The organism is Ideonella flava (genome assembly GCF_051857595.1).
Lineage (GTDB): Bacteria > Pseudomonadota > Gammaproteobacteria > Burkholderiales > Burkholderiaceae_C > Ideonella.
In genome coordinates this window covers 334,599-360,947 of the sequence record NZ_JBPZHD010000007.1, presented here as the reverse complement: position 1 = coordinate 360,947, position 26,349 = coordinate 334,599, and the positions used below count along the sequence as shown (strand labels likewise).

The window sequence follows — 26,349 nt, the reverse complement described above, 5'->3', positions numbered from 1 at the left end:
CGGCCCTCAGAGCATCTCGAGCGGCGAGGGGCCGGCTGGCGGCGCGAAGAGCTCGTCGAGCCGACGCAGTTGCGCAGGCGTCAGGCGCACCTGGGAGGCGGCCGCGTTCTCCTTCAGGCGTTCGCGCTGGCCGGTCTTCGGGATGGCGATGACGCCGTCCTGCGCGAGCAGCCAGGCGAGCGCCACCTGGGAGGGCGCCATCCCGTGTTCCCTCGCGAAATGCGCCAACCCGCGCTGCCGCAGCAGCCGGCCTTGCTCGATCGGAGAGTAGGCCATGGCCGGGATGCGGCGCTCGCGCAGCCAGGGCAGCAGATCCCATTCGGGCCCGCGGCGCGACAGGTTGTAGAGCACCTGGTCGGTCTGGACGGCATTGCCGCCGGGCAGCGACCAGAGCTCAGCCATCTCGCCCGCATCGAGGTTGCTGACGCCCCAGTGGCGGATCTTGCCCTCGCGCTGCAGCGCCTCGAAGGCCTGCACCGTCTCGCCGAGCGGCACGCTGCCGGACCAGTGCAGGAGGTACAGGTCTATCGTCTCGATGCCCAGGCGCCGCAGGCTGTTCTCGCAGGCCGAAGGCATGGCGCGGCGCGAGGCGTTGTGGGGGTAGACCTTGGTGACGACGAAGACTTCTTCGCGACGGCCGCGGATCGCCTCGCCGACGAGCTGCTCGGAGGCCCCGTCGCCGTACATCTCGGCGGTGTCGATCAGCGTGAGGCCGAGATCGATGCCCAGTTGCAGCGTCGCCAGCTCCTCGGCCCGGCGCGAACGGTCTTCGCCCATGCACCAGGTGCCTTGCCCGAGGGCCGGCACGGAGACTCCGCAAGGCAGGGTGACGCGCTTCATCGTTGAACCTCCCAGCCCAGTCTCGGCTTCACCCAGGCCCAGGCGACGACGCCTATGCCCATCATCAGCAGCGAGGCCAGGGCCAGGCTGCGCGAGGAGTGCATCACCAGCGGGGCGATCGCGCCGGCCACCAGCGCATTGGCCACGCTGCCGATGCACGCCTGCAGCGAAGAGGCCATGCCTCGGCGGTCGGGCGCCTGGTCCAGCACCAGCAGTGTCACCACCGGCACCATCAGGGCCCAGCCGAAGGCGAACAGCGCGATCAGCGGTATGGCCCAGGCGGGATGCGGTGGCAGCACGAAGTTGAGCGCCACGTTGAGCAGCGAGACCGCGCCCATGATGCGAAAGCCGCGCCGGATCTGCCGTTGCGGCGGCAGCCGTCCGGCCAGGCGGCCCGACCACCAGGCCCCGGCCATGATCCCGCTGATGGTCGACAGGAAGAACCAGAAGAACTGCGTCGGCCCCAGGCCCAGCAGGTCGCCGAGGAAGACCGGCGCCGACAGCACGTACAGGAACATGCCGTTGAAGGGCACGCCCGAGGCGAAGGCCAGCGCGATGAACTTCGGGCTGGAGCCCATCTGCCAGTAGCCTCGCAGCAGGCTCCTCACGCCGAAGGGCTGCACCTGCGTCGGATGCAGGGTCTCGGGCAGCATGCGCCACATCGTCGTGCCGAGCAGCGCGCCCACTCCGACCAGGAACCAGAAGATCGAGTGCCAGCCGATGTGGACGAAGAGAAAGCCGCCGACGATGGGCGCGATGGCCGGTGCCACGCCGAAGTAGATCGTCACCTGCGACATCACCCGCTGCGCTTCGGAGGGCGGGAAGAGGTCGCGGATGATCGCGCGCGACACCACCATTCCGGCGCCCGCCGACATGCCCTGGACCGCGCGGAAGAACACCAGCGCCCCGATCGACTGGCTCAGCGCGCAGCCCACCGAGGCCAGCGTGAACAGCGCCAGCCCGCCCAGCACGATGGGCCGGCGGCCGAAGCTGTCGGCCAAAGCGCCATGGAAGAGGTTCATCACCGCGAAGCCGAGCAGGTATGCCGACAGCGTCTGCTGCATCTGCACCGGCGTGGCGCCGAGGGAGCCCGCGATGCCGGTGAAGGCCGGCAGGTAGGTGTCGATCGAGAACGGCCCCAGCATGCCGAGGCAGGCCAGCAGCGCAGCGAGCAACCAGCGCGGACCGCGCCAGACTTTGGAGGCTTCGGGGTTCATCGGCGAAGCCTGCGAGTGTAGGGGGCACTGTGGCCCGGCCCGTCCCCCAAGGGGGTTTGAACGGTCAGGCAAAGCGGGACCCGCCCAGGGCGGCCGCGCGTTCAGCCATCGATCCGCTCGTGCGGAAGTGAAAAGTGTGAAGCAGGCCGGTAGGCCGGATTCTGTGCGGCCATCGCCTCTTGCGAAGCGAAGGCCGTGACCGCCATTCCTCTGGGCCAGGCGGTTGCCCGCCTGGCTCGGTGCCACCTACCCGCCGGCTCAGCGAGCCGCGTCATAGCCGGCCTATTTGGTGTTGCTGCGCGTAGAGATTGCCGCGTTTCACCCTTGCCGGGGCTGAGCCCCGGCAAGGGTGGCTGCCCGGTTCGGGCTTGCGCCCGAGCCCATGGGCCTGCGCCCATGGGCGGCCGGCTTGCGCCAGCCCCGTGCAGAGCACCCCTGGTCGGGAACCCCGGCAAGACTCGTCTCTGTGGCTCTGATCCGCACCTCGCGGTGGACGGGCGTTACCCGCTACGCTGCTCTTTGCAGTCCGGACCTTCCTCCAGTGCCATCTTTCGATGCTTGCACCAGCGGCGGTCTGGCCTGCTTCACGGGTCGGATTGTCCCATGCGGGCGCATGCGCACGGCGGCAGGCACGACGCATCCTCAGACGAAGGGATGTGTCGCCTCCACTGCAGCGGGCACAAATGCCACCGCCGCGCGCGAACGCGGCGTCAACCCTGGATGGAGGTACCGCATGAAAGAACTCTCGCGTGTCGTGGCCGGCTTGTTGACCGTGGGGGCCTGCGTCGGCGCACAGTCCGCCAAGCTGCCGCTGTATGACGATTTCTCGACCACAGGCATCGACCGGTCGAGATGGTTTGAAACCGAGACGTGGCGCCTGGTGGAGAACGGCAAGGCCAAGCTCGGCCGCTGGATCTACGGCTCGACGGCGTCGAACGCCGGCACGACCACCGAATCGTTCAACCTGACCCTGGCCGGCGTCGCCATGCCCAAGGGCCTGGGGGCCACCATCAAGGTGACGGACCTGTCCATCAACGAGGGCTGCGCCGCCAACAGCTCGCCCAGCCTTCCCCGCGCGCGCATCATCGCCTCGTACTTCAACATCCGGCCCGGTGGCCCCGTGCCCGGCGACCGCACGGGGGATGTGCTCGCGCTGATCCATCTCATCCGCGCTTCCAATTCGTCGGATCCGCCCGACGTGTTGCGGGTGCAGGGACGAGTGGCCGAATGCACCAATGCCGATTGCAGCGGCACCGCGCTGCTCTACGCGGTGGAGCTGGGAACGGCAGCGAAGGGCGACCCGGTGCTCGCCCAGGTCGACTGGGACAAGAAGAACAACAAGTTCCGCTTCACCCGTGACAAGACGACGATCCAGGAGACGCCCTATACCGAGGACGACTCGTTCGAGCCTTCCCTGGGCTTCGCGAACCTGAGCCTGCGCAACGAGGCGGCCAACTGCACGGCCACCAAGGTGAAGTCCGGCCTGTCGGCGGAGTTCGACGACGTGCGCCTGAATCCTTGACCGCTCCACGGCGGCCGGGGGCGGGCGCCGGAGGACGTCAGCCCTGGGCCGTGGCGGCGGTTTGCGGGACGACCTGGGTCGGCGTGACCTGGCCGTAGTAGCGGTACTTGTAGCGGTAGTAGCCGCGGGCCGGAACGACCACGCAGGCGGAGACCATGCTGCCGACGACCAGGGCGGCCGTCAGCGCGATGAGGGGGCGGCGGTACTTCTTCATCGGGCATCCCTTGGGGGGTATGTGGTGATGACCAACCAACGCCCTGCGCGGCCCAGGGGTGGACCGCCGCTGCCCCTCTTTACACCACGTTGCACTGGCGCCAGGCCAGGGTCTCGCCCCCTCGCAACGGCTTGATACTGGCCTCGTCGGCAAACGGCATCGATTCGGGCAGCGTCCAGGGCTCGCGCTTCAACGTCACGGTGCCGGTGTTTCGTGGCAGGCCGTAGAACGCCGGACCGTGGTGGCCCGCAAAGGCATCGAGCTTGTCCAGGGCGCCGATCGATTCGAAGGCCTCGGCGTAGAGCTCCAGCGCCGAAGGCGCCGTGAAGCATCCCGCGCCGCAGACCGAAGCCTCCTTCATGACCGCGGCATGCGGGGCCGAGTCGGTGCCGAGGAAGAATCGATCCGAGCCCGACGCGATCGCCTCAAGGAGCGCCTGGCGGTGCACCTCCCGCTTGAGCACAGGCAGGCAGTAATAGTGCGGGCGCAGGCCACCCTGGAAGATGGCATTGCGGTTGTAGAGCAGGTGGTGCGCGGTGACGGTGGCCGCCGTGTGCGCGCCCGCGCTGGCCACGTACTGCGCCGCGTCCCGGGTGGTGATGTGCTCGAAGACGACCTTCAGTTCAGGGAAGTCGCGGCGCAGCGGCTGCATCACCTGATCGATGAAGACCGCCTCGCGGTCGAACACGTCGATGGCCGGATCGGTGACCTCGCCGTGCACCAGCAGCAGCAGGCCCTCTCGCTGCATGGCCTCGAGCGTCGTGTAGGTCTTGCGGATGTCCGTCACGCCCGCGTCGCTGTTGGTGGTGGCCCCGGCGGGGTAGAGCTTGAGCGCGACGATGCCTGCCTCCTTGGCGCGGCGGATCTCTTCCGGCGGCGTCAGGTCGGTCAGGTACAGCGTCATCAGAGGCTCGAAATCCGCCCCCGGCTGGCCGGCCTCGGGGCGGGCGGCGAGGATGCGCTCGCGGTAGGCCAGCGCCTGCCCGGTGGTCTTCACCGGCGGACGCAGGTTGGGCATGACGATGGCGCGGCCGAACTGGCGGGCGGTGTAGGGCAGCACGCTGGCCAGCGCAGCGCCGTCGCGCACGTGCAGGTGCCAATCGTCGGGGCGGGTCAGGGTGAGGGTGTCGGGGACTGCGGAAACGGGCATGGCCGGATTGTCGCAGCCGGCTCCTGCATCCGGCCGGCTTGTGGCGTCGTACACCCTCTTGCGACCGACTTTTGAAGGAGACCCTCATGACCTCGCCCCTGACCCTGGTCCAGAACGCCTACGCCGCCTTCGGCAGCGGCGACATCCCGGGCCTGCTGGCCCTGCTGTCGCCCGACGTTCGATGGGAGTTCGCCGGCGACAGCAAGGCCCCCTACACCGGCCGCTTCAGCGGCCATGGCCAGGTGGGAGAGTGGTTCCAGTGCGTCGCCCAGGCGGATGGCATCCAGGCCTTCGAGCCGCGGGAGTTCCTGGAGGGCCCGGACCACGTCACGGTGCTCGGCTGGGAGCGCACCCAGGCCCTGCCCGGCGGCGGCGTGTTCGAGTGCCAGTGGGTGCACGTCTGGCAGGCCCGCGACGGCCGGCTGACGCGCTTCTGGGGCATGCTGGACACGGAGGCGGCAGTCCGGGCGCGTCCCTGATATCCGCGCGGAGCGCTCGGCTTGATGCGGCGGCGAGGCGCGGGACTATGATCGATCGGACTGGACGCGACCCACCCCAAGCAGACATGTCCGAGCAGCCACCGGCCCCGCCCGCGGAAGAGTTCAGCGCCGACCAGTTCCGGCTGCTGGCGGACAACGTGCCCGCGCTCATCGCCTGCTACGACGCCACGACCCGGCGCTGCCTGTTCGCCAACAAGCAGTACGCGCGCACCTTCGGTTGCGACGAGCGCTCCATCGTCGGACGCACCTTTGCCGAAGTGATAGGCGAGACGGCCGCGCGCGAGATCGCGCCGCAGGTCGACCACGTGCTCTCGCAGCTCGAGCCGGTGATGTACGAGCGGCGCGTGCAGGGCGGCCAAGGCCAGCCGCACTGGCTGGAGGTGAACCTGCTGCCCCACGTCGGACCGGATGGCACGGCGCAGTCGTGCTTCGTGCTCATCAACGACATCACCAAGCACCGTCTGGCCGAGGCCGCGGTCCGCGAGTCGGAAGAGCGGCTGGCCAAGTTCATGCAGGGCAGCGCCGAGGGCATCGTGTTCCACAAGGACGGGCTGGTCACCGACGCCAATCCGCCGATCTGCACGCTGATCGGCTACAGCCTGCAGGAGCTGCTGGGCCGCCACGTGCTGAGCTTCATCGCGCCCGAACACGTGGCCCGTGTGCTGGCGGTGATGAGTGCGGGCCAGGAGACGGCCTACGAGCTGGCCATCCTGCACAAGGACGGCACGCCGATCCCGGTCGAATTCATCGTGCGTACCATGGTGCGCAACGGCGAGCGCTACCGCATGACCATCGTGCGCGACATGCGCGATCGCCACGCCGCCCAGGAGCGCATCCACCACCTGGCCCACCACGACGTGCTCACCGGCCTGCTGAACCGCGTCGCCTTCATGGAGCGGCTGGACCAGCTGATGGACGCTGCGCGGGGCAGCGAGGGCCGCCTAGCGCTGCTGTTCGTCGATCTCGACCACTTCAAGCGGGTCAACGACTCGCTCGGGCACCTGGTCGGCGACACGCTGCTGCGCACGGTGGCCAGCCGCATCACCGAATGCCTGCGCGCTTCGGACGTGGTGGCGCGCTTCGGCGGCGACGAGTTCATGGTGCTGCTGCCGGCCGCGCAGCAGCGCGAAGATGCCGAGGAGGTCGCTCACAAGCTGCTGCGGGCCATCGAGGCTTCGATGGAGGTCGAGGGCCAGTCGTTGTCGGTCACCCCGTCGATCGGCATCGCCTTCTTTCCAGATCATGGCGAGACACCGGCCACCTTGATCAAGCACGCCGACACGGCGATGTACGTGGCCAAGTCACGCGGCCGGGCGAACTGCCAGTTCTTCGAAGCATCCATGGCCCACATGGCCTATGAGGCGCTGCTGCTGGAGATCCAGCTCGGCCACGCGCTCGAAAGAGGAGAGTTCGAGCTGCTCTACCAGCCGATGGTGCGCGCCGGCGACGGCAGCTGCGTCGGCGCCGAGGCCCTCATCCGCTGGCACCACCCCGAGCGCGGTCTGCTCGGCCCGCAGGAGTTCGTGCCGGTGGCCGAGCAGCGGCGGCTGATGCAGCGGATCGGGCGCTGGACGACGCGCCAGGCCCTGCGCGCGGTCAAGGCCTGGCGCGAGCAGCATCCGCATTCGGCGCCGCTTCCGGTGACGGTGAACTTGTCCAGCCACGAGTTCCATGCCGCGGAGTTCGTGGACGACGTCGCGGCGCTGCTGCGCGAAGAGGGCGTGCCGGGCGGGTGGCTCGAATTCGACCTGACCGAACGCGTGCTGATGGACGACATCGACGGAGTACAGAAGTCGCTGGGAAGGCTGCGGCGGCTCGGGGTGCGGGTCGCGATCGACGACTTCGGCACCGGCCACTCCTCGCTGGCGCACCTGCGCGAGCTGGCGGTCGACCGCATCAAGATCGACCACTCCTTCGTCGGCAGCGTGCCCGGCGACACCAGCGCCGAGGCCATCGTGCAAGCCGTGGTGCAACTGGCCCACGGCCTGAAGCTCACGGTGACGGCCGAAGGCGTCGAGACCGAGCGCCAGCGCGCCGCCCTGGCCGCCATGGGCTGCGACGTGCTCCAGGGCTATCTGATCAGCCGCCCCCTGCCCGCCACGGCCTTCGGCGACTGGCTGGAGCAGCGGGCGAAAGTCGGCTGAAGGTCAGTGCTGGAGAATCTTCGACAGGAACTCCTTCGCACGCGGTGAGCGGGCGTCGGGGTCGCCGAAGAACTCTTCCTTCTTGCAGTCCTCGATGATCTTGCCCGCGTCCATGAAGACGACGCGGTGGCTGACCTTGCGGGCGAAGCCCATCTCGTGGGTCACGCACATCATGGTCATGCCTTCGTTGGCCAGCTGGACCATCACGTCGAGCACTTCGCCGACCATCTCGGGGTCGAGCGCCGAAGTGGGCTCGTCGAACAGCATCACGATCGGGTCCATCGACAGCGCGCGGGCGATGGCCACGCGCTGCTGCTGACCGCCCGAGAGCTGGCCGGGGTACTTGTCCTTGTGCGCCGTCAGGCCCACGCGCTCGAGCATCTTCAGCCCGCGCGCCTTGGCGTCGTCCACATTGCGACCCAGCACCTTCACCTGCGCCAGCGTGAGGTTCTCGGTCACCGAAAGGTGGGGGAACAGCTCGAAGTGCTGGAACACCATGCCGACGCGGCTGCGCAGCTTGGGCAGGTTGGTCTTGGGGTCGGCCACCGACACGCCGTCGACGACGATGTCGCCTTTCTGGAAGGGCTCGAGCGCGTTGACGGTCTTGATCAGCGTGGACTTGCCGGAGCCCGATGGGCCGCAGACCACCACGACCTCGCCCTTCTGGATGGAGGTCGTGCAGTCGGTCAGCACCTGGAAGCTGCCGTACCACTTGGAAACGTTCTTGATATCGATCATCGAGGGCATGGCGAGCCTTCTGGTTCAGCGAATGATGGCGATCTTCTTCTGCAGCCGCTTGACGACGGTGGACAGGGAGAAGCAGATGACGAAATAGACGACGGCGGCAGCGAGGTAGGTCTCCACCGGGCGGCCGTAATTCTTGCCGAGCGTCTCGAAGCCGTGCAGCAAGTCGTAGGCGCCGATGGCGTAGACCAGCGAGGTGTCCTGGAACAGCACGATGGTCTGCGTGAGCAGCACCGGCAGCATGTTGCGGAAGGCCTGCGGCAGGATCACGTAGCGCATGTTCTGCGCGTAGCTCAGGCCCATCGCCTGGCCGGCGAACACCTGGCCGCGCGAGATGGACTGGATGCCCGCACGCATGATCTCGGAGTAGTAGGCCGCCTCGAAGATCGTGAAGGTGACGATGGCCGACACCTCCTTGCCGATCGGACGGCCGAGGAACAGCGGGATCAGCAGGTAGACCCACAGGATCACCATCACCAGCGGGATCGAGCGCAGGCCGTCCACGTAGATGCGCGCCGGGATCTCGAGCAGCTTCAGGCCCGACAGGCGCATGAGCGCCAGCACGGTGCCGAGCAGGATGCCGCCCAGCATGGCGATGACGGTGAGCTGCAGGCTGAACGCCAGGCCGGACGCAACGAAGCCCTTCAGCAGGTCGAAGCTGAAGACCGAAAAGTCGAAATTGCTCATTTCGCCGCCCCGACAGTGCCCGGCACGCGCACGCGGTGCTCGATGAAGGCCATCACGCGGTTGACCGCGAACGCCGAGACGACGTAGAGCGCCGTGACACCGAGATAGATCTCGATGCCGCGCGAAGTCTCTTCCTGCGCCTGCATGGCGAACTGGATGAGCTCGGCGATGGACACCGCGAAGGCGACCGACGAGTTCTTGATGATGTTCATCGCCTCGCTGGTCAGCGGCGGCAGGATGACGCGGAACGCCATCGGCAGGATGACATAGCGGTAGGTCTGCGTGATGGTGAGCCCCATCGCCGAACCCGCCATCATCTGGCCGCGCGGCAGGCTCTGGATGCCGGCGCGCACCTGCTCGGCCACCCGGGCCGACGTGAAGAAGCCAAGCGCGCAGACCACCAGGACGAACGAGGGCACGCTCTTGAGCGCCGGCACGAGCGCGGGAATCACGTGGTACCAGATGAAGATCTGCACCAGCACCGGAATGTTGCGGAACAGCTCCACCCACGCGTTGCCGAACCACTGCAGGCCCTTGTTCGGCGCGGTGCGAAGCACGCCGATCAGGGAGCCGAAGACCAAGGCGACGATCCAGCCCAGCCCGGCCACCGAAAGTGTCCAGCCCCAGGCCGACAGCATCCAGTGGAGGTAGGTCTCACCCCCTCCGGTGTCCTGCAGGAAGACCTGCCAATCCCATGGATATGACGTCATGCGTTTTCTCCCGCCCGTCCCCTCGCCCGGGCGTCTCCACTCTTTCTCATGCTCTTGTTCGTACTAGCCAGTTCCGTGCCGCCCCGGCGCCGCGCGGCGCCCAGTGGACATCGCAGCGGGGGGGCTGTCAATCGGATGCAGCCTGCAAAAAAACGCCCACCCGGTGGCCGGGTGGGCGCCTCGGGTCGACTGGCTTACTTCTTGGCGTACTCTTCCGCCGGCTTGTCGTTCGGGTTGGCGATGGCGTTCTTCAGCGAGGCCGTCATCGGCATGTTCACCGTGACGTTGCGCGGCGGGATCGGGCTCATGAACCACTTGTTGTAGATCTTGTCGATCTCGCCGCTCTTCATCATCGCCTTGACCGCGTCGTCGACGACCTTCTTGAAGTGCGGGTCGTCCTTGCGGTACATGATGGCGATCGGCTCTTCCGACAGCGTCTCGCCGACGATCTTGAAGTCCGCCGGATTCTTGGCGTTGACGATGTTGCCGGCCAGGATGTTGTCGTCCATGACGAACGCATCGGCGCGGCCGGTGTCGAGCAGCAGGAAGCTGTCGGCGTGGTCCTTGCCGAACACCTCTTCGAAATTCACGCCGTTGGCGCGCTCGTGCTTGCGCAGCAGCTGCACCGAGGTGGTGCCGGTGGTCGTGGCGACCTTCTTGCCGTTGAGCTGGGCGATCGAGGTGATGCCCGAGTTCGCCTTGACGGCGATGCGCACGTTGGTCACGTACGTGGTGGGCGCGAAGGCGACCTGCTGCTGGCGGGTCGCGTTGTTGGTGGTGGAGCCGCACTCGAGGTCCACCGTGCCGTTGACGACCAGCGGAATGCGGTTCTGCGAGGTGACGAGGGTGTACTCGGTGGCCAGGGTGGGCAGCTTCAGCTCGCCCTTGAGGGCGTCGACGATGCGGTTGCAGATCTCGACGTGGTAGCCGGTGTACTTGCCGTCGCCGGTGGTGTAGGCCAGAGGGGCCGATGAATCGCGGGTGCCGATCACCACCTTGCCCGCGGCCTTGATCTTGGCCAGTGAGTCGCTGGCCTGGGCATGGGCCGAACCCACGGCGGCCAAAGCCACGGCGACCGCGAACAAAGACTTCTTCATGCGTGCTCCTTCAAAGGAAAAACGAGGTTCTGGTGTAACGGCAATCCGCGCCGCCGCGTCTACGTGCAAGCCCGTAGCGGCGGCGACAGCCCGCTCAAGCAGGAAGCAGGCCGCCACGCTGGGCGCGGACTGTAGCGGCTGCGCCCACTGGCCGGCCAATGCCGATTGGCTGAGGGGTCATGCGCGGCGTGCATGACGAGCAAGGGTTTCCACCATGCCCGCGGAGGATCAGCGCCGGGCCTGCAGGAAGCCCCAGAGCTCCTGCGCGCCGGCCTTGGCGTGGCGCGCCACCTCGGGGCGCTCGCGGTAGATGCGCACCTCCATGGTCAGCTCGTAGTCGGCCGAGCCGGCGGCCACCAGGCGCCTCGCCTTGAGCTCCTTGCGCACCGAGCTGGCCGGCAGGAAGGCCAGGCCGTGGCCCTCCAGCGCCATCGCCTTCAGGCCCTCGGCCATGTCGGTCTCGTAGATCGGATCCAGGTGCGGCGGCACCGGCGCGTGCTTGATGATCTGCTCGACGAGCCGACCCATGTAGGCGCCGGAGGCGTAGCTGAGGAAAGGCACGGGCGCCCCGGGCCGGCCCGGCAGGCGGACCTGCGGCTGCGCATCGCTGCTGGCCTTGGCATAGGGCGCGATGGTCTCGGTGCCCAGGCTCAGCATCTCGTAGCGGTCGGGGCTGAGCTGCAGCGGCTGGCTGGGGTGGTGGTAGGCGATCAGCAGGTCGCAGCTGCCTTCGGTCAGGCGCATCACGGCGTCGTGCACGTTCAGTGCGATCAGGCGGCTCTTCAGGCCGGGCAGGCGCTTGCGCAGGTCCATCAGCCAGTGCGGGAAGAAGGTGAAGGCCAGCGTGTGCGGCACGGCGAACTCCACCATGTCCTGGCCGCTCACCTGGTGGCCGCGCATCATGTTGCGGGTGGCCTGCAGGTTGCCGAGGATCTCCAGCGCCTGCGCGTGGAAGGTCTCGCCGGCGGGCGTCAGCCGCGTGGGGTAGGAGGAGCGGTCGACCAGGTCCAGCCCGGCCCAGGCCTCCAGGGCCTGGATGCGGCGCGAGAAGGCGGGCTGGGTCACATGGCGCAGCTGGGCCGATCGGGAGAAGCTTCGCGTCTCGGCCAGGCTGACGAAATCCTCAAGCCACTTGGTGTCCATCCGCGCGCGTCTGTTGTTGTGTCGTGTGCTGCAACTGCCACATGCGAGCATAGCGCCCGCCCTGCGCCAGCAAGGCCGCATGCGAGCCGCGCTCGATGATGCGGCCGGCCTCCATCACCAGGATCTCGTGCGCATCCACCACGGTGGACAGCCGGTGCGCGATGACGAGCGTGGTCTTGCCTCGCGAGGCGCTCTTCAACTCGGCCTGGATGGCCCGCTCGTTGGCCGAGTCGAGCGCCGAGGTGGCCTCGTCGAAGATCATGATCGGCGGGTCCTTCAGCAGGGTGCGGGCGATGGCCACGCGCTGCTTCTCGCCACCGGACAGCTTCAGCCCCCGCTCGCCCACCACCGTCTGGTAACCCTGCGGCTGGGTGGCGATGAACTCGTGGATGTGCGCCGCCTTGGCAGCGCCGATCACCTCCTCCTGCGAAGCGCCGGCGCGGCCGTAGGCGATGTTGTATTCGACCGTATCGTTGAACAGCACCGTGTCCTGCGGGACGATGCCGATGGCGCGCCGCAGGCTGTCCTGCGTCACGCTGCGGATGTCCTGCCCGTCGATGGTGATGCGGCCGGACTGCACGTCGTAGAAGCGGTAGACCAGCCGTGCCAGCGTGCTCTTGCCGGCCCCGCTCGCGCCGACCACGGCCACCGTCTTGCCGGCCGGCACCTCGAAGCTCAGGTCCTTCAGGATCGGCCGCGCCGGGTCGTAGGCAAAGCCCACGTCCTCGAAGCGGACGGTGCCGCCGCGGACCTGCAGCGGCGTCGCGCCCGGCGCGTCGGCCACCTCGCGCTCGCGCTCGAGCAGGGCGAACATCTTGTCCAGGTCGGTCAGGCTCTGCTTGACCTCCCGGTACAGCACGCCGAGGAAGTTCATCGGGATGTAGAGCTGGATCAGCAGCGCGTTGATCAGCACCAGGTCGCCCAGCGTCAGCTGACCGTTGACGACCCCCAGCGTGGCCCGCCAGAGCATGCCCAGCAGCGAGGCGGCGATGATCAGTTGCTGGCCAGTGTTGAGCAGCGACAGCGAATGCTGCGACTTGATCTGGGCGCGGCGGTAGGCATCCAGTCCCTCGTCGTAGCGCCGGGCCTCGAACTCCTCGTTGTTGAAGTACTTGACCGTCTCGTAGTTGAGCAGAGCGTCGATCGCCCGCGTGTGGGCCCGCGAGTCGAGCTCGTTCATCTTGCGCCGGAAGTGCGTGCGCCACTCCGTCACGGTGATGGTGAAGGTGATGTAGGCCGCCAGGGCGGCCAGGGTGATCCAGACGTAGCCGAGGTCGAACTTCGTGCCCAGCAGGACGAGCGCGAGCAGCAGCTCCACCAGCGTCGGCAGGATGGTGTAGAGCGAGTACGAGACCAGCGACTGCAGCGCCCGCGTGCCGCGCTCGATGTCGCGCGTCATGCCGCCGGTCTGCCGCTCCAGGTGGAAGCGCAGGCTCAGCGCATGCAGGTGGCGGAAGGTCTCCAGCGCGATCTGCCGCGAGGCGCCATGGGTCGCCTTGGCGAAGACCAGCTCGCGCAGCTCGGTGAAGACGCTGGTCGACAGGCGCAGCGCCGCATAGGCCAGCAGCAGGCCCGCCGGCACGACCAGGAGCGCGTGCGCATCGTTCGCCGGCACGTTCAGCGCGTCGACGAGGTGCTTGAGCAGCAGCGGCACGCCCAGGTTGGCCACCTTGGCCGCGATGAGGAAGACCAACGCCGCGCCGACCCGCCACCGGTAGGCCCACAGGTAGGGCACCAGTCGCTTGAGGGTCTGCGTGTCGGTGTGGGTGCGGGGGGAGACGGGGGCCGGCTCGCCGGACCCGGCCAGGGATTGACGACGCATCGTGGAGAATCGATCGGTTGACTGCTGCAATGTTTCAGGACCGGACATGACCGACCCCTCTGCCACCGCGACTCCCAGTGTGCCCGACGCCCTCGCCCAGCGTTTGCCCGATGACAAGGACCTGGTGTTGCGCGTGATGCCCATGCCGGCGGACGCCAATGGCAATGGCGACATCTTCGGCGGCTGGATCATGGCCCAGGTGGACCTGGCCGGCGCGGTGATGCCGGCCCGGATCGCCAAGGGCCGCATCGCCACCGTGGCGGTCAACGAGTTCGTCTTCAAGCAGCCGGTGTCGGTGGGCGACCTGCTGAGCTTCTACGCCAGCGTCGTTCGCGTCGGCAACACCTCGGTGACCGTGCACGTCGAGGTCTACGCCGAGCGCAACCCGCAGGACCTGTACGTGGTCAAGGTGACCGAGGCGAAGCTGACGTACGTCGCCATCGACGACCAGGGCCAGCCCCGCAAGATTCCGAAATAAGGCCCCCACGCCCCCTGCCGGGGGCTGCCCCCCATGGGGGCTCGCGCAGCGGACCGGCAAAGCCGGATCCGCGCACGCCCTGGATGCGAGCGGCGCTGCGCGCGCTCGGAAAGCGACGCAGAGCTGGCCAGAGGTGCGCAGCGGACCGGCAAAGCCGGATCCGCGCACGCCCTGGATGCGAGCGGCGCTGCGCGCGCTCGGAAAGCGACGCAGAGCTGGCCAGAGGTGCGCAGCGGACCGGCAAGGCCGGATCCGCGCAAGCGACTTGATTTGCAGTGCGTCACCGCGGCTCGGCAGCCGCGTCCCGATGCCGGCGGATCAAGAGAATCTTGAAAAGTCGGGCTGCCGCTTCTGGAAGAAGGCCTGGAAGGCCTCCATTGCCTCCGGGCTGCGGAGGCGCTGGCCGAAGAGCTGGGCTTCCTCGGAAATGACCTGCAGCACGCGCTCGCGGCGCGGCCCGTGCATCAGGCGCTTGCTGTCTCGCACGGCGCCCGGTGGCAGGGTGTTGAAGCGCTCGGCGATGCGGCGCGCATGGTTGACCACCTCGCCCGCGGGCAGCACGGCATTGGCGATGCCGCACTCCACCGCCTGCTCGGGCGTGAAGGGATCGCCCAGCAGCAGCTTCTCGGCGGCGCGGCGCGCGCCCATCAGCTCGGGCACCAGCAGGCTGGAGGCGAATTCAGGGACCAGGCCCAGGCCGACGAAGGGCATCGCGAGCCGCGCCTCGTCGCTCACGTAGACGAAGTCGCAATGCAGCAGCATCGTGGTGCCGATGCCGATCGCCGCGCCCGTGACGGCGGCGATGACGGGCTTGTCGCAGCCCAGCAGCGTCTTCATGAACTGGAACACCGCCGATTCCTCGCTCTGCGGCGGGCGCTGCATGAAATCCTCGATGTCGTTGCCCGAGGTGAAGATGCCCGGCTGGCCGGTCAGCAGGAGGGCGCGCACCGCGCCGTCGGCCTGAGCCGCGTGGATGGCATCGGCCATCGCCTGGTACATCGCCTGCGTCAGAGCGTTCTTCTTTTCGGGGCGGGCGATTTCTATCGTCGCCACGCCGTTGAGCGTGGCTGTCTTGATGGACATGGCGTCTCCTTGGGGTGGCCGCCGGCCCGGCACAGGCCAGTGAAACGGGCCGCGGGCGGTGCCGTCGATTCTGACAGCGCCATCCGCGGCCCCGACACGGGGCCATGGAGAGGGCTCTCCAAAGGAGGAGAGGCTGACAGCCGCTGAGGTTCAGCGCTTCGGATCCGGCTTGGCCGGCGCGGCAGTGGCTGCGGCCGCGATGGGCGACGCATAGCGCGTCACCAGCTCGTACGCGTTGGCGGACTTGCGCCGCCAGACGTCCACCAGGAACCACTCGCGCTCCTTGCCCTTGAGGCGGAAGCTCGCGATGGCCAGGTCGCCGCGGTCGTGCACCGCCAGCTCCCAGATCTCGGAGTCGGCTGCAATCGGCAGGTCGCCCGACTTGAGCCACTCCTCCCGCGGCACCGGCTCGCCGGGCCGTGCGGCGTTGCGCTGCTCGAACTCGGCGGCCAGGAGGCGATCCACCGCCTCCTTGTTGCCGCCGCGCAGCGCATCCATGAGGTCGTACTCCAGATCGTTGAAGACCTTGACGAAGCGCGTCATGGTCACGACCCGCTGCCGGGGCGGCGGACTCGCCGGCTCGGCAGCCGAGGCCGTCCCGATCAGGAGTACGGCGCCGGCCACCGCCAGCGCCATGCGCTCACATCGCCCCATCGTCAGGGGTACTGCATCGAGCACTTGCCGCCATTGGCGTTGACCCAGTTCTGCTGGATCAGGAACTTGCGCGGGCCCCATTGCACGTTGTAGTCGGAGCCGTTGGGCGCCGTCTGCGTCGTGCCGAAGGTCCAGGCGCACTTGTCGGCGTTCTCCATGCCGGTCGCCGTCTGCCACCAGGCGTTCAGGTCGGGGTCGGTCGCGGCCTCTTCCATCTCGTGCATGATCACGCTGGCCATGCCGTCCACGCCCGGGTTGTCGTTCGGGCTGGTGTTCTGGGCCGCGCAGGAGTTGATGCAGCGGGCCGCGTCACCGACGAACGAGTACTTGATGTCGGTGGACAGGACCGACGTGTGGGTGTGCCAGCCGCAGTAGGCGGTGCAGAAGCCCGAGGTCGCGTTGACGTCCTTGGTGGTCAGCAGGAAGTAGATGCCGTTCTTGTCGGCCGGGAACTTGCCCGAGGTGATCGCGTTGGAGATCAGCGTGCGGATCGCCGTGTCCGACAGTGCCGAGCCCGCCGACTTGGCCACGTCGTAGGCCTCGCCCCTGAGCTTGACGATGTTCTTGACGTTCTTCGTCGGGACGTTGTCCTGGTAGTAGGTCGTGTTGATGTTGTAGTAGGGGGTCCCGGTGATGTTGTTGATCATGTCCCGGATGATCCCCTTGCCAGTCGGGCTCTGGTTGTCCCAGTCGCCGTACCAGAGGATGTAGATCTTCTGCCCGCCCTTGGCCTTCATCACGGGGCCACCGTGGTAGTCGATGCCGTTGGCATCCGGCACGTTGTTGCCCTGGAGCTGGTAGCCCTGGGCAGCCGGCACGCCGTAGCCCTTGCCGGACGGCACCATTTGCACGCCTTGAGCCGCTTCGGAGGCCTGGGAGGCCTTCTCGCGCGTCGCGGCGGCTTGCGCGGTGGAAGCCAGGCCCAACATCAGGGCACAAGCCATCCACACGGTCGAGGAACGTGAATGCATGAACAGTCTCCAAAAGATCAAGGAAGCCGGCACCTGGCGGTTGCTGGGTACCGAACGCACCCGGTCCCGGACACACAGGTCGTGATGCCCGGGACGAGAGCCTGCATCCTAGAAAGACCGTTATGAGGCGGCAATGCCGCATCGGGCCTCAAACAAGGGGGACCGCGACAGCCAATGATCAATTTCTGTCCACAGCTGGGGTTGATGCTGTGGACGGAAGAATCCGAAGTGACCGATGCGTGGCAGGCCCCGCTGTTGCGGCGCGATGTGCTTCATCGCCTTGGGCGCGTTCGCGTAGAAGCCGTGCAGCGATTCGATGTTCCGCCGTGACATGAATTCGTCGTCGGCACCATCGCCGCCATTGCGCCAACACGCCGCCAGGCAGGTCGCCCACCTGGACGACTGATCCCCTTGGGGGACCGACGCCGAAGGCGGCGTAGGGGCCGACTCAGTCGTCGACGGGCCGATCCCTAGACGACTGATCCCCTTGGGGGACCGACGCCGAAGGCGGCGTAGGGGCCAATTCACGCCGGCTGGAACTCGGACCAGTGCTCGGCCAGGTGCATCAGGTGCGCGCGCGCGTACGTCGGCTTGTCGAGCGCGCCGTAGGCGAAGTGCGGCTGCAGGGCGCCGGCGTGGCGCTCGAAGCGGTCGAAGGCGGCAAGCAGGCGCTGCACCGCGCCATCGAGCGGCGCGTGGGCATCGAGCGCTGGCGCGCCGGGAATCGGCGCATCCAGCGGATGCTTCATCGCGCCTCGGGCATCGAAGACCTTGAAGGCCAGCGGCCCGACGGTGGCGCGAAACCACGCCGGCTTGGGCTGCGGAAAGCCGTCGAGCGAGTATTCGACGCTCTGCGCGGCGTGGTTCAGCACCTGCGCCAGACTCCAGGCGCCCGTCATGCGCGGTGGCTGGCCTGCCAGCGCGGCGATCGCAGCGCGGGCCTCGTCAAGCGTCTTGAATCGCATCGAACCACTCCAGATCCAGGCCACGGTACCCGCCGCCGCGGCAGCCGTGACCACACCGGCGGCGACCAGCACGTGCCGGCGAGTCACCACGTTCACACCGCCTCGAAGATGCCCGCGGCACCTTGGCCCGTGCCCACGCACATCGTCACCATGCCGTACTTCAGCTTGTGGCGACGCAGCGCGTGCACGACCGTCGAGGCGCGGATGGCACCGGTGGCGCCCAGCGGGTGGCCCAGCGCGATCGCGCCGCCCATCGGGTTGACCACCTCCGGGTTCAGCCCGACCGTGCGGATCACCGCCAGCGCCTGCGCGGCGAAGGCTTCGTTCAGCTCGATCCAGCCCATGTCGGCCAGCGACAGGCCGGCGGCCTTCAGCGCGACGGGGATCGCCTCGATCGGGCCGATGCCCATGATCTCCGGCGGGACGCCCCGGCTGGCGAAGCTGACGAAGCGGGCCAGCGGCTTCAGGTCGAACTGCTTGACGGCCTTCTCGCTGGCCAGGATCAGCGCGCCGGCGCCATCGCTCGTCTGCGAGCTGTTGCCCGCGGTGACGCTGCCCTTGGCGGCGAACACCGGCTTGAGCTTGCCCAGGCCTTCGAGCGAGGTGTCGACGCGCGGGCCTTCGTCCAGGCTCACCGTGCGCGTCTTGATCGAGACCTCGCCCGTGGCCAGGTCGGGGAATCGCTCCACCACGTCGACCGGACAGATCTCGTCGGTGAACTCGCCGGCCTGTTGCGCCTTCAACGCCTTCTGGTGCGAGGCCAGGGCGAAGGCGTCCTGGTCTTCACGGCTGACCTTCCATTGCTGGGCGACCTTCTCGGCCGTCAGGCCCATGCCGTAGGCGATGCCGACGTTCTCGTCCTTGAGGAACACGTTGGGGTTGAACGAAGGCTTGACCCCGGTCATGGGGATCATGCTCATGCTCTCGGCGCCGCCGGCGATCATCACGTCGGCCTCGCCTACGCGGATGCGATCAGCCGCCATCTGCACGGCCGACAGGCCGGAGGCGCAGAAGCGGTTGACGGTGATGCCGCCCACGCTGTTCGGAAGCCCGGCCAGCAGCATCGCGATGCGGGCCATGTTGGCACCCTGCTCGCCCTCGGGCATCGCGCAGCCGATGATGGCGTCCTCGATGGCCTTCGGGTCCAGCGTGGGGACCTGGGCCAGCGCGGCTTGCACGGCGCGCACCAGCAGGTCGTCCGAGCGGGTGTTCCTGAAGTAGCCGCGGCCGGACTTGCCGATCGGGGTGCGGCTGGCGGCGACGATGTAGGCGTCTTGAACTTGCTTCGTCATGATCTTTTCCTCGCTCAGTTACGCACCGGCTTGCCGGTCTGCAGCATGCCCATGATCCGTTCCTGGGTCTTGGGGTGGTCGAGCAGGCTGCAGAAGTGCTTGCGCTCTAGCGTCATCAGGTACTCCTCGGTCACCAGCGAGCCGGCCTCGACCTCGCCGCCGCAGACCACGTCGGCGATCAGGCTGGCGATGTGGAAGTCGTGCGGGCTGATGAACCCGCCGTCGCGCATGCCGACGAGGCTGGCCTTGATGGTCGCGATGCCCATGCGGCCGGCGACCGGGATCATCGACCGGGCCGGGGCGCGGTAGCCGGCGTCGGCCATAGCCTTGGCCTGGCTGATCGCGACGTGCAGCAGCTCGTCCTTGTTCGGAACGATGACGTCGCTTTCCAGCAGGTAGCCCAGCTTGCGCGACTCGAGCGCGCTGGTGCCCACCTTGGCCGTGGCCGCGGCCTGGAAGCCTTCCTTCAGGAAGTTCAGCAGGTCCGAGCCCGGGCCGGTCTGCGCGTTCTCGGCCGCACGGCGCGCGATGTAGGTCAGGCCACCGCCACCCGGCAGCAGGCCCACGCCCACCTCGACCAGGCCGACGTAGGTTTCCATCGCCGCGACGCGCTTCGCGCAGGCCACCGCGATCTCGCAGCCACCGCCCAGCGCGATGCCGCGCATCGCTGCGACCACCGGCACGCTGGCATAGCGCACGCGCAGCAGCGAGTCCTGCAGCTTTTTCACCTCAGGGGCGATGCCCTTGCTGCCGCTCTTCATGAAGACGGGCATCAGCGCCTCGAGGTTGGCGCCGGCGGAGAACACGTCGTCCGGCGACCAGATCACCAGGCCCTGGTACTTCTCTTCGGCCAGTTCCACGGCCTTGAGCAGGCCCTCGGTCACCGCCGGGCTGATGAGGTGCAGCTTGCAGGTGATGCTGGCGATCAGCACCTCGCCGTCCAGCGTCCAGACGCGGATGTCGTCGTTGCGGAAGACCTCCGTGCCGGCCTTGAGCGGGTCGGCCGCGCCGGCACCCACCAGGCTTTCCGGGAAGTGCTGGCGAGCGTAGACGGGCAGGTTCGAGCGCGGGATGTACTGGCCCTGCGCGGCGGACCACGAGCCTTCGGGGGTGTGGACACCGGTGCGGCCGTCGAACACCCACGCCGGCAGCGGCGCATTCGTCAGCGCCTTGCCGGCCTCGATGTCTTCCTTCACCCAGTTGGCCACCTGCTGCCAGCCGGCCTCCTGCCACAGCTCGAACGGGCCCTGCTTCATGCCGAAGCCCCAGCGCATGGCGAAGTCCACTTCGCGCGCCGAATCGGCGATCTCGGCCAGGTGCACGGCGACGTAGTGGAAGGAGTCGCGCAGGATGGCCCACAGGAACTGGGCCTGCGGGTTGGTCGACTCGCGCAGCAGCTTCAGGCGCTCGGCCGCGGGCTTCTTGAGGATGCGCTCGACGATCGGGTCGGCCTTGCCGCCGGCCGGCACGTAATCCGCCTTGGCCGGGTCCAGGCGCAGGATGTCCTTGCCGACCTTCTTGTAGAAGCCGGCGCCGGCCTTCTGGCCCAGGGCTCCCTGCTCGATCAGCTTGGCGAGCACGGGCGGCGTGGCGTAGCTTGGGAAGAAGGGATCGTCCTTCAGGTTGTCCTGCAGCGTCTTGATGACGTGGGCCATGGTGTCCAGGCCCACCACGTCGGCGGTGCGGAAGGTGCCGGAACTGGCCCGGCCCATCTTCTTGCCGGTCAGGTCATCCACCACGTCATACGACAGGCCGAACTTCCCGGCTTCGTGGATGGTGGCCAGCATGCCGGCGATGCCCACGCGGTTGGCGACGAAGTTGGGCGTGTCCTTGGCCCGCACCACGCCCTTGCCGACCGTGCTCGTCACGAAGGTCTCGAGCTGGTCCAGCACGGCCGGCCCGGTGGTCGGGGTGGGGATCAACTCGACGAGGTACATGTACCGCGGCGGGTTGAAGAAGTGGATGCCGCAAAAGCGCGGCTTGATGCTCTCGGGCAGCGCTTCGGCCAGCTTGGTGATCGAAAGGCCCGAGGTGTTGGAGGCGACGATGGCGTGCGGCGCCAGGAACGGCGCGATCTTCTGGTAGAGATCCAGCTTCCAGTCCATGCGCTCGGCGATGGCCTCGATCACCAGGTCGCAGTCCTTGAGCAGCTCCAGATGCTCCTCGTAGTTCGCCGGCTGGATGCGCGCGGCGTCCTCCGACACACCGAGAGGGGCGGGCTTGAGCTTCTTCAGGTTGTCGATGGCCTTGAGCGCGATGCCGCTCTTGGGGCCCTCTTTCGCCGGCAGGTCGAACAGGACGACCGGGACCTTCACGTTGACCAGATGGGCCGCGATCTGCGCCCCCATCACGCCGGCGCCCAAGACGGCGACCTTACGAACCTGGAATCGACTCATGGGTTCTCCTTTGGAATCGTGATCATTCAGCGGCCAGGAAGTCCCGGACCGCAGGCCAATAGCGCTCGCGCTCGTCGCGCAGGCCATGGGTGTGTTCGGCGCGTTGCAGCACCGTTCGTTCGATGTGGCGGCCCGCAGGCGCGGCGGCGGCCAGGCGGTCGCCATGCGCCACCGGTGTCCACGGGTCGCCGTGGCTGTGAATCAGCAGGACGCGCACGCCGGCCGGCAGGCGGGCCATGCCGAGTTCAGGCCGCAGCTTCTTTTCGACCGAAGGCGCAATGAGCCGGCCCATCTGCAGCACCGCATGCGCCACGGGGAACTGCTTCCAGAACATCGGCAGCGTGGGCGCGCAGCCCTCCGCCACCACGCGCTCGAAGGGATTGTCCGGTGCGCCCAGCGCATCGAGCGCGATCATCGCCCCGAAGGACGCGCCGAGCAGGTGCACCGGCAGGCCTTCGAAGCGATCTCGCGCCCACCGGCCCGCGGCCATCAGGTCGGCCGGCCAGTCGAAGTTGGTCGAAGGGCTTTCGCCGAAGCCGTTGAAGTCGAAGGCCAGGACGTGGAAGCCCTCGGCCAGGAGCATCTCGGCGTGGCCATGGCGCAGCCAGAAGCCCTTGGCCGCGAGACCCATCGGATGGGCACAGACGACCACGCCGCGCGCCCGGTCTTCCTCAGGTGATCGCAGCAGTCCTTGAAGCGTGGCGTGGCTGCCGCTTTCGATGGTCACGCGCTGCCAGCCCTGCTGGCTGACATCCGCCGGCCAGCGCCAGCCCTGGCCCATGAAGCGGCCGAAGAAGGGCTTCTTCAGCTGCCGATGCCAGAACCAGCGCGCACCGTCGCGCCCGGAGTGGGCGCGTTGCCAGGCCTGGGCGACGACCTCGCCCATCACTCCACCCGGATCCAGGTCTGCGAGCGGTAGAACGGGCCGATGTAGCCGCGCAGCTGAAGCTTCGCACCGCCATCGATCGGCTTGAGCCGCGTGCGATAGACCTTGCCGTTGTCCGGGTCGAGCACGTCGCCGCCGGTCCAGATCTCCTTGTCGTCGGCGTCCTGCTTGAGGTTGCGGATGATCGTCAGGCCGACGATGGGCTGATCCTTGCGATCGTCGCTGCACTTGTCGCACTTCGCGGTCTGTCGCTTGGGGTCGAAGACTTTCTCGATCCTGCCGGTCAGCACGCCGCCGTTGTCGGTGATGCGCACCAGCGACTTCTCGGTCTTGCCATCGTCGTCTATGGTCTTCCACAGGCCGACAGGGGTCGCGGTATCGGCCCAGGCGCCGGCAGCAGCCGTGGCCAGGGCGAGACCCATGCAGAGTTGGCGGATCGTCAAGTTCGTCTCCTCGAAAGGGATCAGAAAAGGGCTTCGTCCATCGCCATCAGCGGCTGCAGGCCTGCGCGGCAGCTGCGGATCAGGCCGGCCGTCTCGGGCAGCAGCTTGGCGAAGTAGAAGCGTGCCGTGATGAGCTTGGCGGTGTAGAACGGATCGGTGTTGCCGGCCTTCTGCGCGTCCAGTGCCACCTTCGCCATGCGGGCGAAAAGGTAGGCGAAGAGCATGTGCCCCACCACGCGCAGGTAGTCCACCGCCGCGGCGCCCACCTCGTCCTGGTTCTGGAAGGCCTTCATGCCGATCTCGGTGGTCAGCTTGGTGACCTTGTCGCCGATGTCGCCCAGCGGGTTGACGAACTCCTGCATGTCCTCGCGCACGCCCTCGTCCTCGACGAAGGCGGCTATTTTCTTGCCGAAGGCCTTGAGCTTCTTGCCGTTGTCCGACAGGATCTTGCGGCCCAGCAGGTCCAGCGACTGCACGGTGTTCGTGCCCTCGTAGATCATGTTGATGCGGGCGTCGCGCACGTACTGCTCCATCCCCGACTCGTGGATGTAGCCGTGGCCGCCGAAGACCTGCATGCAGTGCGAGGTCGCGATCCAGCCGTTGTCGGTGATGAAGGCCTTGATGATGGGCGTCAGCAGCGCGACCTCGTCGTCGCACTCCTTGCGCACGTCCTCATCGGGATGGGCCAGCGCCTTGTCCAGCTGCACCACGGTGTGGATGGCGAGGGCGCGGCCCCCCTCGGCATACGCGCGGGCGGTCAGCAGCATCTTGCGCACGTCGGGATGCACGATGATCGGATCGGCCGGCTTGTCCGGCGCCTTGGGGCCGGACAGCGAGCGCATCTGGAGGCGGTCCTTGGCGTAGGCGACGGCGTTCTGGTAGGCCACCTCGGTCAGGCCCAGCGACTGGTTGCCCACGCCCAGGCGGGCGGCGTTCATCATCACGAACATGGCCATCAAGCCCTTGTTCGGCTCGCCGACCAGCGAGCCGACGGCATCCTCGAGGATGAGCTGGCAGGTGGCATTGCCGTGGATGCCCATCTTGTGCTCGATGGCGTTGCAATGCACGCCGTTGCGCGCGCCGGGCGTGCCATCGGCATTGGGCAGGAACTTGGGCACGACGAACAGCGAGATCCCCTTGGAGCCCTGCGGCGCCCCGGGCAGGCGGGCCAGTACCAGGTGGACGATGTTCTCGGCCATGTCGTGCTCGCCGGCCGAGATGAAGATCTTCTGGCCGGTGATCTTGTAGCTGCCGTCGGCCTGCGGCTCGGCCTTGCTGCGCAGCATGCCGAGGTCGGTGCCGCAGTGCGGCTCGGTCAGGCACATCGTGCCGGTCCACGCGCCGCTGGTCAGCTTGCTCAGGTAAGTGGCCTTCTGTTCCGGCGTGCCGTGGGCGTGCAGAGCTTCATAGGCGCCGTGCGACAGGCCGGGGTACATCGTCCAGGCCTGGTTGGCGCTGTTGAGCATCTCGTAGAAGCACTGGTTCACCGTGTAGGGCAGGCCCTGGCCGCCGAACTCGGGGTCGCAGCTCAGCGCCGCCCAGCCGCCCTCGACATACTTGGCATAGGCCTCCTTGAAGCCCTTGGGCGTGGTGACCTCGTGCGTGGTCTTGTCCAGCGAGCAGCCTTCGGCATCGCCGCTGAGGTTCAGGGGGAACAGCACCTCGGACGCGAACTTGCCGCCCTCTTCCAGCACCGCGTTGATGGTGTCGGCGTCGACCTCGGCGAAGCTCGGGATCTGCTTGAACTCGCTGGTCACGTCGAGCACTTCATGCAGCACGAACTGCATGTCGCGCAGGGGCGGGGTGTACTGGGCCATCGAGAGCTCCTTGGGGCTTGTGACGAGTTATCGCCGCGCGGGGGCGGCAGCGGGCAGCTTCGCGCGCTCGAAGGCGCCCGCCGCTGCGTAGTGGGAAACGGTGCGGGCAAAACCCGCGCGCGCACGTTCGACGGCGCCGGGGCTGCGCAGGAATCGCGCGTCATGGTGCAGCGCGAGGATCAGGCCATGCACTTCGAACAGCAGCTGTGCGGCATCGGTGTCGGGCTGCAGATCGCCCACCTCGACCGCGAGTTCGATCGCACGCTTGAGGGCCGACTGCCACGAACGGACCATGTCGGCCAGCGCGTCGCGCACCGGCCCGGGTCGATCGTCGAACTCGACGGCGCCGCTGATGTAGATGCAGCCGGAGTCGATCTCGACCGACACCCGCTTGATCCAGTTCTCGAACAGCGCCATCAGGCGCGGCAGGCCGCGTTCCTCTCGGATCGCCGGGAAGAACACCTCTTCCTCGAACTTGGCGTGGTACTCGCGAATGACGGAGATCTGCAGCTCCTCGCGCGAGCCGAAGTGGGCGAACACGCCCGACTTGCTCATGCCGGTCACTTCGGCGAGCGCCCCTATCGACAGGCCTTCGAGGCCCATGTTCGACGCGAGGGCCAGTGCGGCATCGAGGATGGCAGCGCGCGTGGCCTGGCCCTTCTGGAGCGAGCGGGCGCTGGAACTCGAGCGGCGGTTGTCCAAGGGCAGTGACATGGCCAAGCCATGAAGCGAACGAACGGTCGTGCTATTTTGCAGAAATCCCTCGCTGCTGGGCGCCGGCGGCCGAGACTTTTTTAGGGTCGACGGCCTAGAGCCCGAGCGAACAGCCTCGAAGCAAGGGTTAACCCGCACCCTTCCTTCGCTCTTGTGCAAGCCCGATCGTCAAGGCCTTGGTGTTGAGGCCTGTCATGCCAAGGCGCTATGCTGCGAGTTGAACCTTTTCAGGTTCTCAGAACTGAGGTGCCCCGAATCATGGAGGTGTTGCAGCTCGACGTGTCCGGCCGCCCGCAGGCATGGATGACCGTCCGCGAAGCGGCCGTGCTCTATGCCAGCGACAGCATCGCCTGGACGCTCGGCGACACCTGCCACGTGCTGCGCGGCGGCGTGCAACGCGCCACCGGCGTGCAATCGCGCATCGAGGTGCATCCGATCATCGCGGTGCGCGGCGCGGTCCCCGCGCGCGCCTGGCGCCTGGCGCCGGCTCTGACGAATCCGAAGCTGTTCGTGCGCGACCGCGGGATCTGCGCCTACTGCGGCCACCGCTATGCCTTCGACGACCTGACGCGAGAGCACATCGTGCCCGTCTCGCGCGGCGGCCAGGACACCTGGATGAACTGCATCACGGCCTGCCGCTCCTGCAATGGCCGCAAGGGCAGCCGGCTGCCGGAAGAGGCCCACATGAGCCTCATCTACCTGCCCTACGTGCCCAGCCTGCATGAGGACATGATCCTGCGGGGCCGCCGCATCCTGGTCGACCAGATGGATTTCCTGCTCGCCAGCGTGCCCCGCAACAGCCGGCTGCACGACTGAGGCTCTCCTGAGCGGGCTCGGCCGGCCCCACGCTTCTTTACACA

Annotated in this window: 25 protein-coding genes and 1 other RNA gene; 5 read left to right on the top strand and 21 right to left on the bottom strand. The window is 67.7% G+C overall.

Annotated elements, in window-relative coordinates; genetic code table 11:
• Positions 1-6: 6 nt before the first annotated feature.
• The 3 genes from ACS5PM_RS17500 to rnpB all read right to left on the bottom strand — a co-directional run bounded on the left by ACS5PM_RS17500 (position 7) and on the right by rnpB (position 2,643).
• Complete coding sequence (locus ACS5PM_RS17500) at positions 7-840, bottom strand: aldo/keto reductase (RefSeq protein ID WP_439388938.1); 834 nt, start codon at positions 838-840, stop codon at positions 7-9.
• Complete coding sequence (locus ACS5PM_RS17495; protein WP_439388937.1) at positions 837-2,057, bottom strand: multidrug effflux MFS transporter; 1,221 nt, start codon at positions 2,055-2,057, stop codon at positions 837-839. Before ACS5PM_RS17495 ends, ACS5PM_RS17500 begins: the two co-directional genes overlap by 4 nt.
• A gap of 134 nt (positions 2,058-2,191) precedes the next feature.
• Positions 2,192-2,643: RNase P RNA component class A (gene rnpB, locus ACS5PM_RS17490), an RNA gene on the bottom strand.
• A gap of 147 nt (positions 2,644-2,790) precedes the next feature.
• On the opposite strand from rnpB, the gene ACS5PM_RS17485 reads away from it, so the two are divergent.
• Positions 2,791-3,579, top strand: a complete 789-nt coding sequence (locus ACS5PM_RS17485) for a hypothetical protein (RefSeq protein WP_439388936.1) — start codon at positions 2,791-2,793, stop codon at positions 3,577-3,579.
• A 37-nt stretch (positions 3,580-3,616) separates the two neighbouring features.
• Here the strand turns inward: ACS5PM_RS17485 and ACS5PM_RS17480 are convergent, their stop codons facing one another.
• Both ACS5PM_RS17480 and pyrC read right to left on the bottom strand, forming a co-directional pair.
• On the bottom strand, positions 3,617-3,793 hold the full coding sequence (locus ACS5PM_RS17480) for a hypothetical protein (protein ID WP_439388935.1): 177 nt from the start codon (positions 3,791-3,793) through the stop codon (positions 3,617-3,619).
• 79 nt (positions 3,794-3,872) lie between these two features.
• Entirely contained in the window at positions 3,873-4,943 is a 1,071-nt protein-coding gene (gene pyrC, locus ACS5PM_RS17475) for a dihydroorotase (protein ID WP_439388934.1), read from the bottom strand.
• An 86-nt stretch (positions 4,944-5,029) separates the two neighbouring features.
• On the opposite strand from pyrC, the gene ACS5PM_RS17470 reads away from it, so the two are divergent.
• Positions 5,030-5,422: a nuclear transport factor 2 family protein gene (locus ACS5PM_RS17470; protein ID WP_439388933.1), complete on the top strand. Its 393-nt coding sequence runs from the start codon at positions 5,030-5,032 to the stop codon at positions 5,420-5,422.
• Between the two features lie 86 nt (positions 5,423-5,508).
• Entirely contained in the window at positions 5,509-7,587 is a 2,079-nt protein-coding gene (locus ACS5PM_RS17465; protein ID WP_439388932.1) for a putative bifunctional diguanylate cyclase/phosphodiesterase, read from the top strand.
• A 3-nt stretch (positions 7,588-7,590) separates the two neighbouring features.
• Here ACS5PM_RS17465 and ACS5PM_RS17460 read toward each other — a convergent pair whose 3' ends face one another.
• The 6 genes from ACS5PM_RS17460 to ACS5PM_RS17435 all read right to left on the bottom strand — a co-directional run bounded on the left by ACS5PM_RS17460 (position 7,591) and on the right by ACS5PM_RS17435 (position 13,790).
• Positions 7,591-8,325 (bottom strand): amino acid ABC transporter ATP-binding protein, encoded by a 735-nt coding sequence (locus tag ACS5PM_RS17460; RefSeq protein WP_439389023.1) that lies wholly within the window; start codon positions 8,323-8,325, stop codon positions 7,591-7,593.
• Positions 8,326-8,349: 24 nt separating this feature from the next.
• On the bottom strand, positions 8,350-9,018 hold the full coding sequence (locus ACS5PM_RS17455) for an amino acid ABC transporter permease (protein ID WP_439388931.1): 669 nt from the start codon (positions 9,016-9,018) through the stop codon (positions 8,350-8,352).
• On the bottom strand, positions 9,015-9,728 hold the full coding sequence (locus tag ACS5PM_RS17450; protein ID WP_439388930.1) for an amino acid ABC transporter permease: 714 nt from the start codon (positions 9,726-9,728) through the stop codon (positions 9,015-9,017). The genes ACS5PM_RS17455 and ACS5PM_RS17450 overlap by 4 nt, the downstream gene beginning before the upstream one ends.
• 194 nt (positions 9,729-9,922) lie before the next feature.
• Positions 9,923-10,825 carry an amino acid ABC transporter substrate-binding protein gene (locus tag ACS5PM_RS17445; protein WP_439388929.1) on the bottom strand — a complete coding sequence of 301 codons (903 nt, stop codon included), beginning with the start codon at positions 10,823-10,825 and terminating at the stop codon, positions 9,923-9,925.
• A gap of 228 nt (positions 10,826-11,053) precedes the next feature.
• Positions 11,054-11,968 carry a LysR substrate-binding domain-containing protein gene (locus tag ACS5PM_RS17440; RefSeq protein WP_439388928.1) on the bottom strand — a complete coding sequence of 305 codons (915 nt, stop codon included), beginning with the start codon at positions 11,966-11,968 and terminating at the stop codon, positions 11,054-11,056.
• Positions 11,949-13,790, bottom strand: coding sequence for an ABCB family ABC transporter ATP-binding protein/permease (locus tag ACS5PM_RS17435; RefSeq protein WP_439388927.1), 1,842 nt, complete (start codon positions 13,788-13,790; stop codon positions 11,949-11,951). Before ACS5PM_RS17435 ends, ACS5PM_RS17440 begins: the two co-directional genes overlap by 20 nt.
• A 46-nt stretch (positions 13,791-13,836) precedes the next feature.
• Between ACS5PM_RS17435 and ACS5PM_RS17430 the strand changes: the two genes are divergently transcribed.
• Positions 13,837-14,268 (top strand): acyl-CoA thioesterase, encoded by a 432-nt coding sequence (locus ACS5PM_RS17430; RefSeq protein ID WP_439388926.1) that lies wholly within the window; start codon positions 13,837-13,839, stop codon positions 14,266-14,268.
• 318 nt (positions 14,269-14,586) lie between these two features.
• Here the strand turns inward: ACS5PM_RS17430 and ACS5PM_RS17425 are convergent, their stop codons facing one another.
• The 10 genes from ACS5PM_RS17425 to ACS5PM_RS17380 form a co-directional block, all read right to left on the bottom strand.
• On the bottom strand, positions 14,587-15,351 hold the full coding sequence (locus ACS5PM_RS17425) for an enoyl-CoA hydratase (protein WP_439388925.1): 765 nt from the start codon (positions 15,349-15,351) through the stop codon (positions 14,587-14,589).
• A gap of 150 nt (positions 15,352-15,501) precedes the next feature.
• The gene (locus tag ACS5PM_RS17420) at positions 15,502-15,987 is read right to left on the bottom strand and encodes a nuclear transport factor 2 family protein (RefSeq protein ID WP_439388924.1); all 486 of its coding nucleotides are present in this window, start codon (positions 15,985-15,987) and stop codon (positions 15,502-15,504) included.
• A 20-nt stretch (positions 15,988-16,007) separates the two neighbouring features.
• Positions 16,008-16,976: a hypothetical protein gene (locus ACS5PM_RS17415; RefSeq protein WP_439388923.1), complete on the bottom strand. Its 969-nt coding sequence runs from the start codon at positions 16,974-16,976 to the stop codon at positions 16,008-16,010.
• 524 nt (positions 16,977-17,500) lie between these two features.
• Positions 17,501-18,037, bottom strand: coding sequence for a DUF1569 domain-containing protein (locus ACS5PM_RS17410; protein WP_439388922.1), 537 nt, complete (start codon positions 18,035-18,037; stop codon positions 17,501-17,503).
• Positions 18,034-19,233 carry an acetyl-CoA C-acyltransferase gene (locus ACS5PM_RS17405; protein WP_439388921.1) on the bottom strand — a complete coding sequence of 400 codons (1,200 nt, stop codon included), beginning with the start codon at positions 19,231-19,233 and terminating at the stop codon, positions 18,034-18,036. Before ACS5PM_RS17405 ends, ACS5PM_RS17410 begins: the two co-directional genes overlap by 4 nt.
• A gap of 14 nt (positions 19,234-19,247) precedes the next feature.
• Positions 19,248-21,629, bottom strand: coding sequence for a 3-hydroxyacyl-CoA dehydrogenase/enoyl-CoA hydratase family protein (locus ACS5PM_RS17400; RefSeq protein WP_439388920.1), 2,382 nt, complete (start codon positions 21,627-21,629; stop codon positions 19,248-19,250).
• Between the two features lie 22 nt (positions 21,630-21,651).
• The gene (locus ACS5PM_RS17395; RefSeq protein WP_439388919.1) at positions 21,652-22,515 is read right to left on the bottom strand and encodes an alpha/beta hydrolase family protein; all 864 of its coding nucleotides are present in this window, start codon (positions 22,513-22,515) and stop codon (positions 21,652-21,654) included.
• A complete protein-coding gene (locus ACS5PM_RS17390; protein WP_439389022.1) occupies positions 22,515-22,937 on the bottom strand; it encodes a DUF2147 domain-containing protein in 423 nt (140 codons plus the stop codon). Before ACS5PM_RS17390 ends, ACS5PM_RS17395 begins: the two co-directional genes overlap by 1 nt.
• A 41-nt stretch (positions 22,938-22,978) precedes the next feature.
• A complete protein-coding gene (locus ACS5PM_RS17385; protein WP_439388918.1) occupies positions 22,979-24,775 on the bottom strand; it encodes an acyl-CoA dehydrogenase C-terminal domain-containing protein in 1,797 nt (598 codons plus the stop codon).
• A gap of 27 nt (positions 24,776-24,802) precedes the next feature.
• Positions 24,803-25,489 carry a TetR/AcrR family transcriptional regulator gene (locus ACS5PM_RS17380; protein WP_439388917.1) on the bottom strand — a complete coding sequence of 229 codons (687 nt, stop codon included), beginning with the start codon at positions 25,487-25,489 and terminating at the stop codon, positions 24,803-24,805.
• A 258-nt stretch (positions 25,490-25,747) separates the two neighbouring features.
• Between ACS5PM_RS17380 and ACS5PM_RS17375 the strand changes: the two genes are divergently transcribed.
• Entirely contained in the window at positions 25,748-26,305 is a 558-nt protein-coding gene (locus ACS5PM_RS17375) for an HNH endonuclease (protein ID WP_439389021.1), read from the top strand.
• Positions 26,306-26,349: the final 44 nt, after the last annotated feature.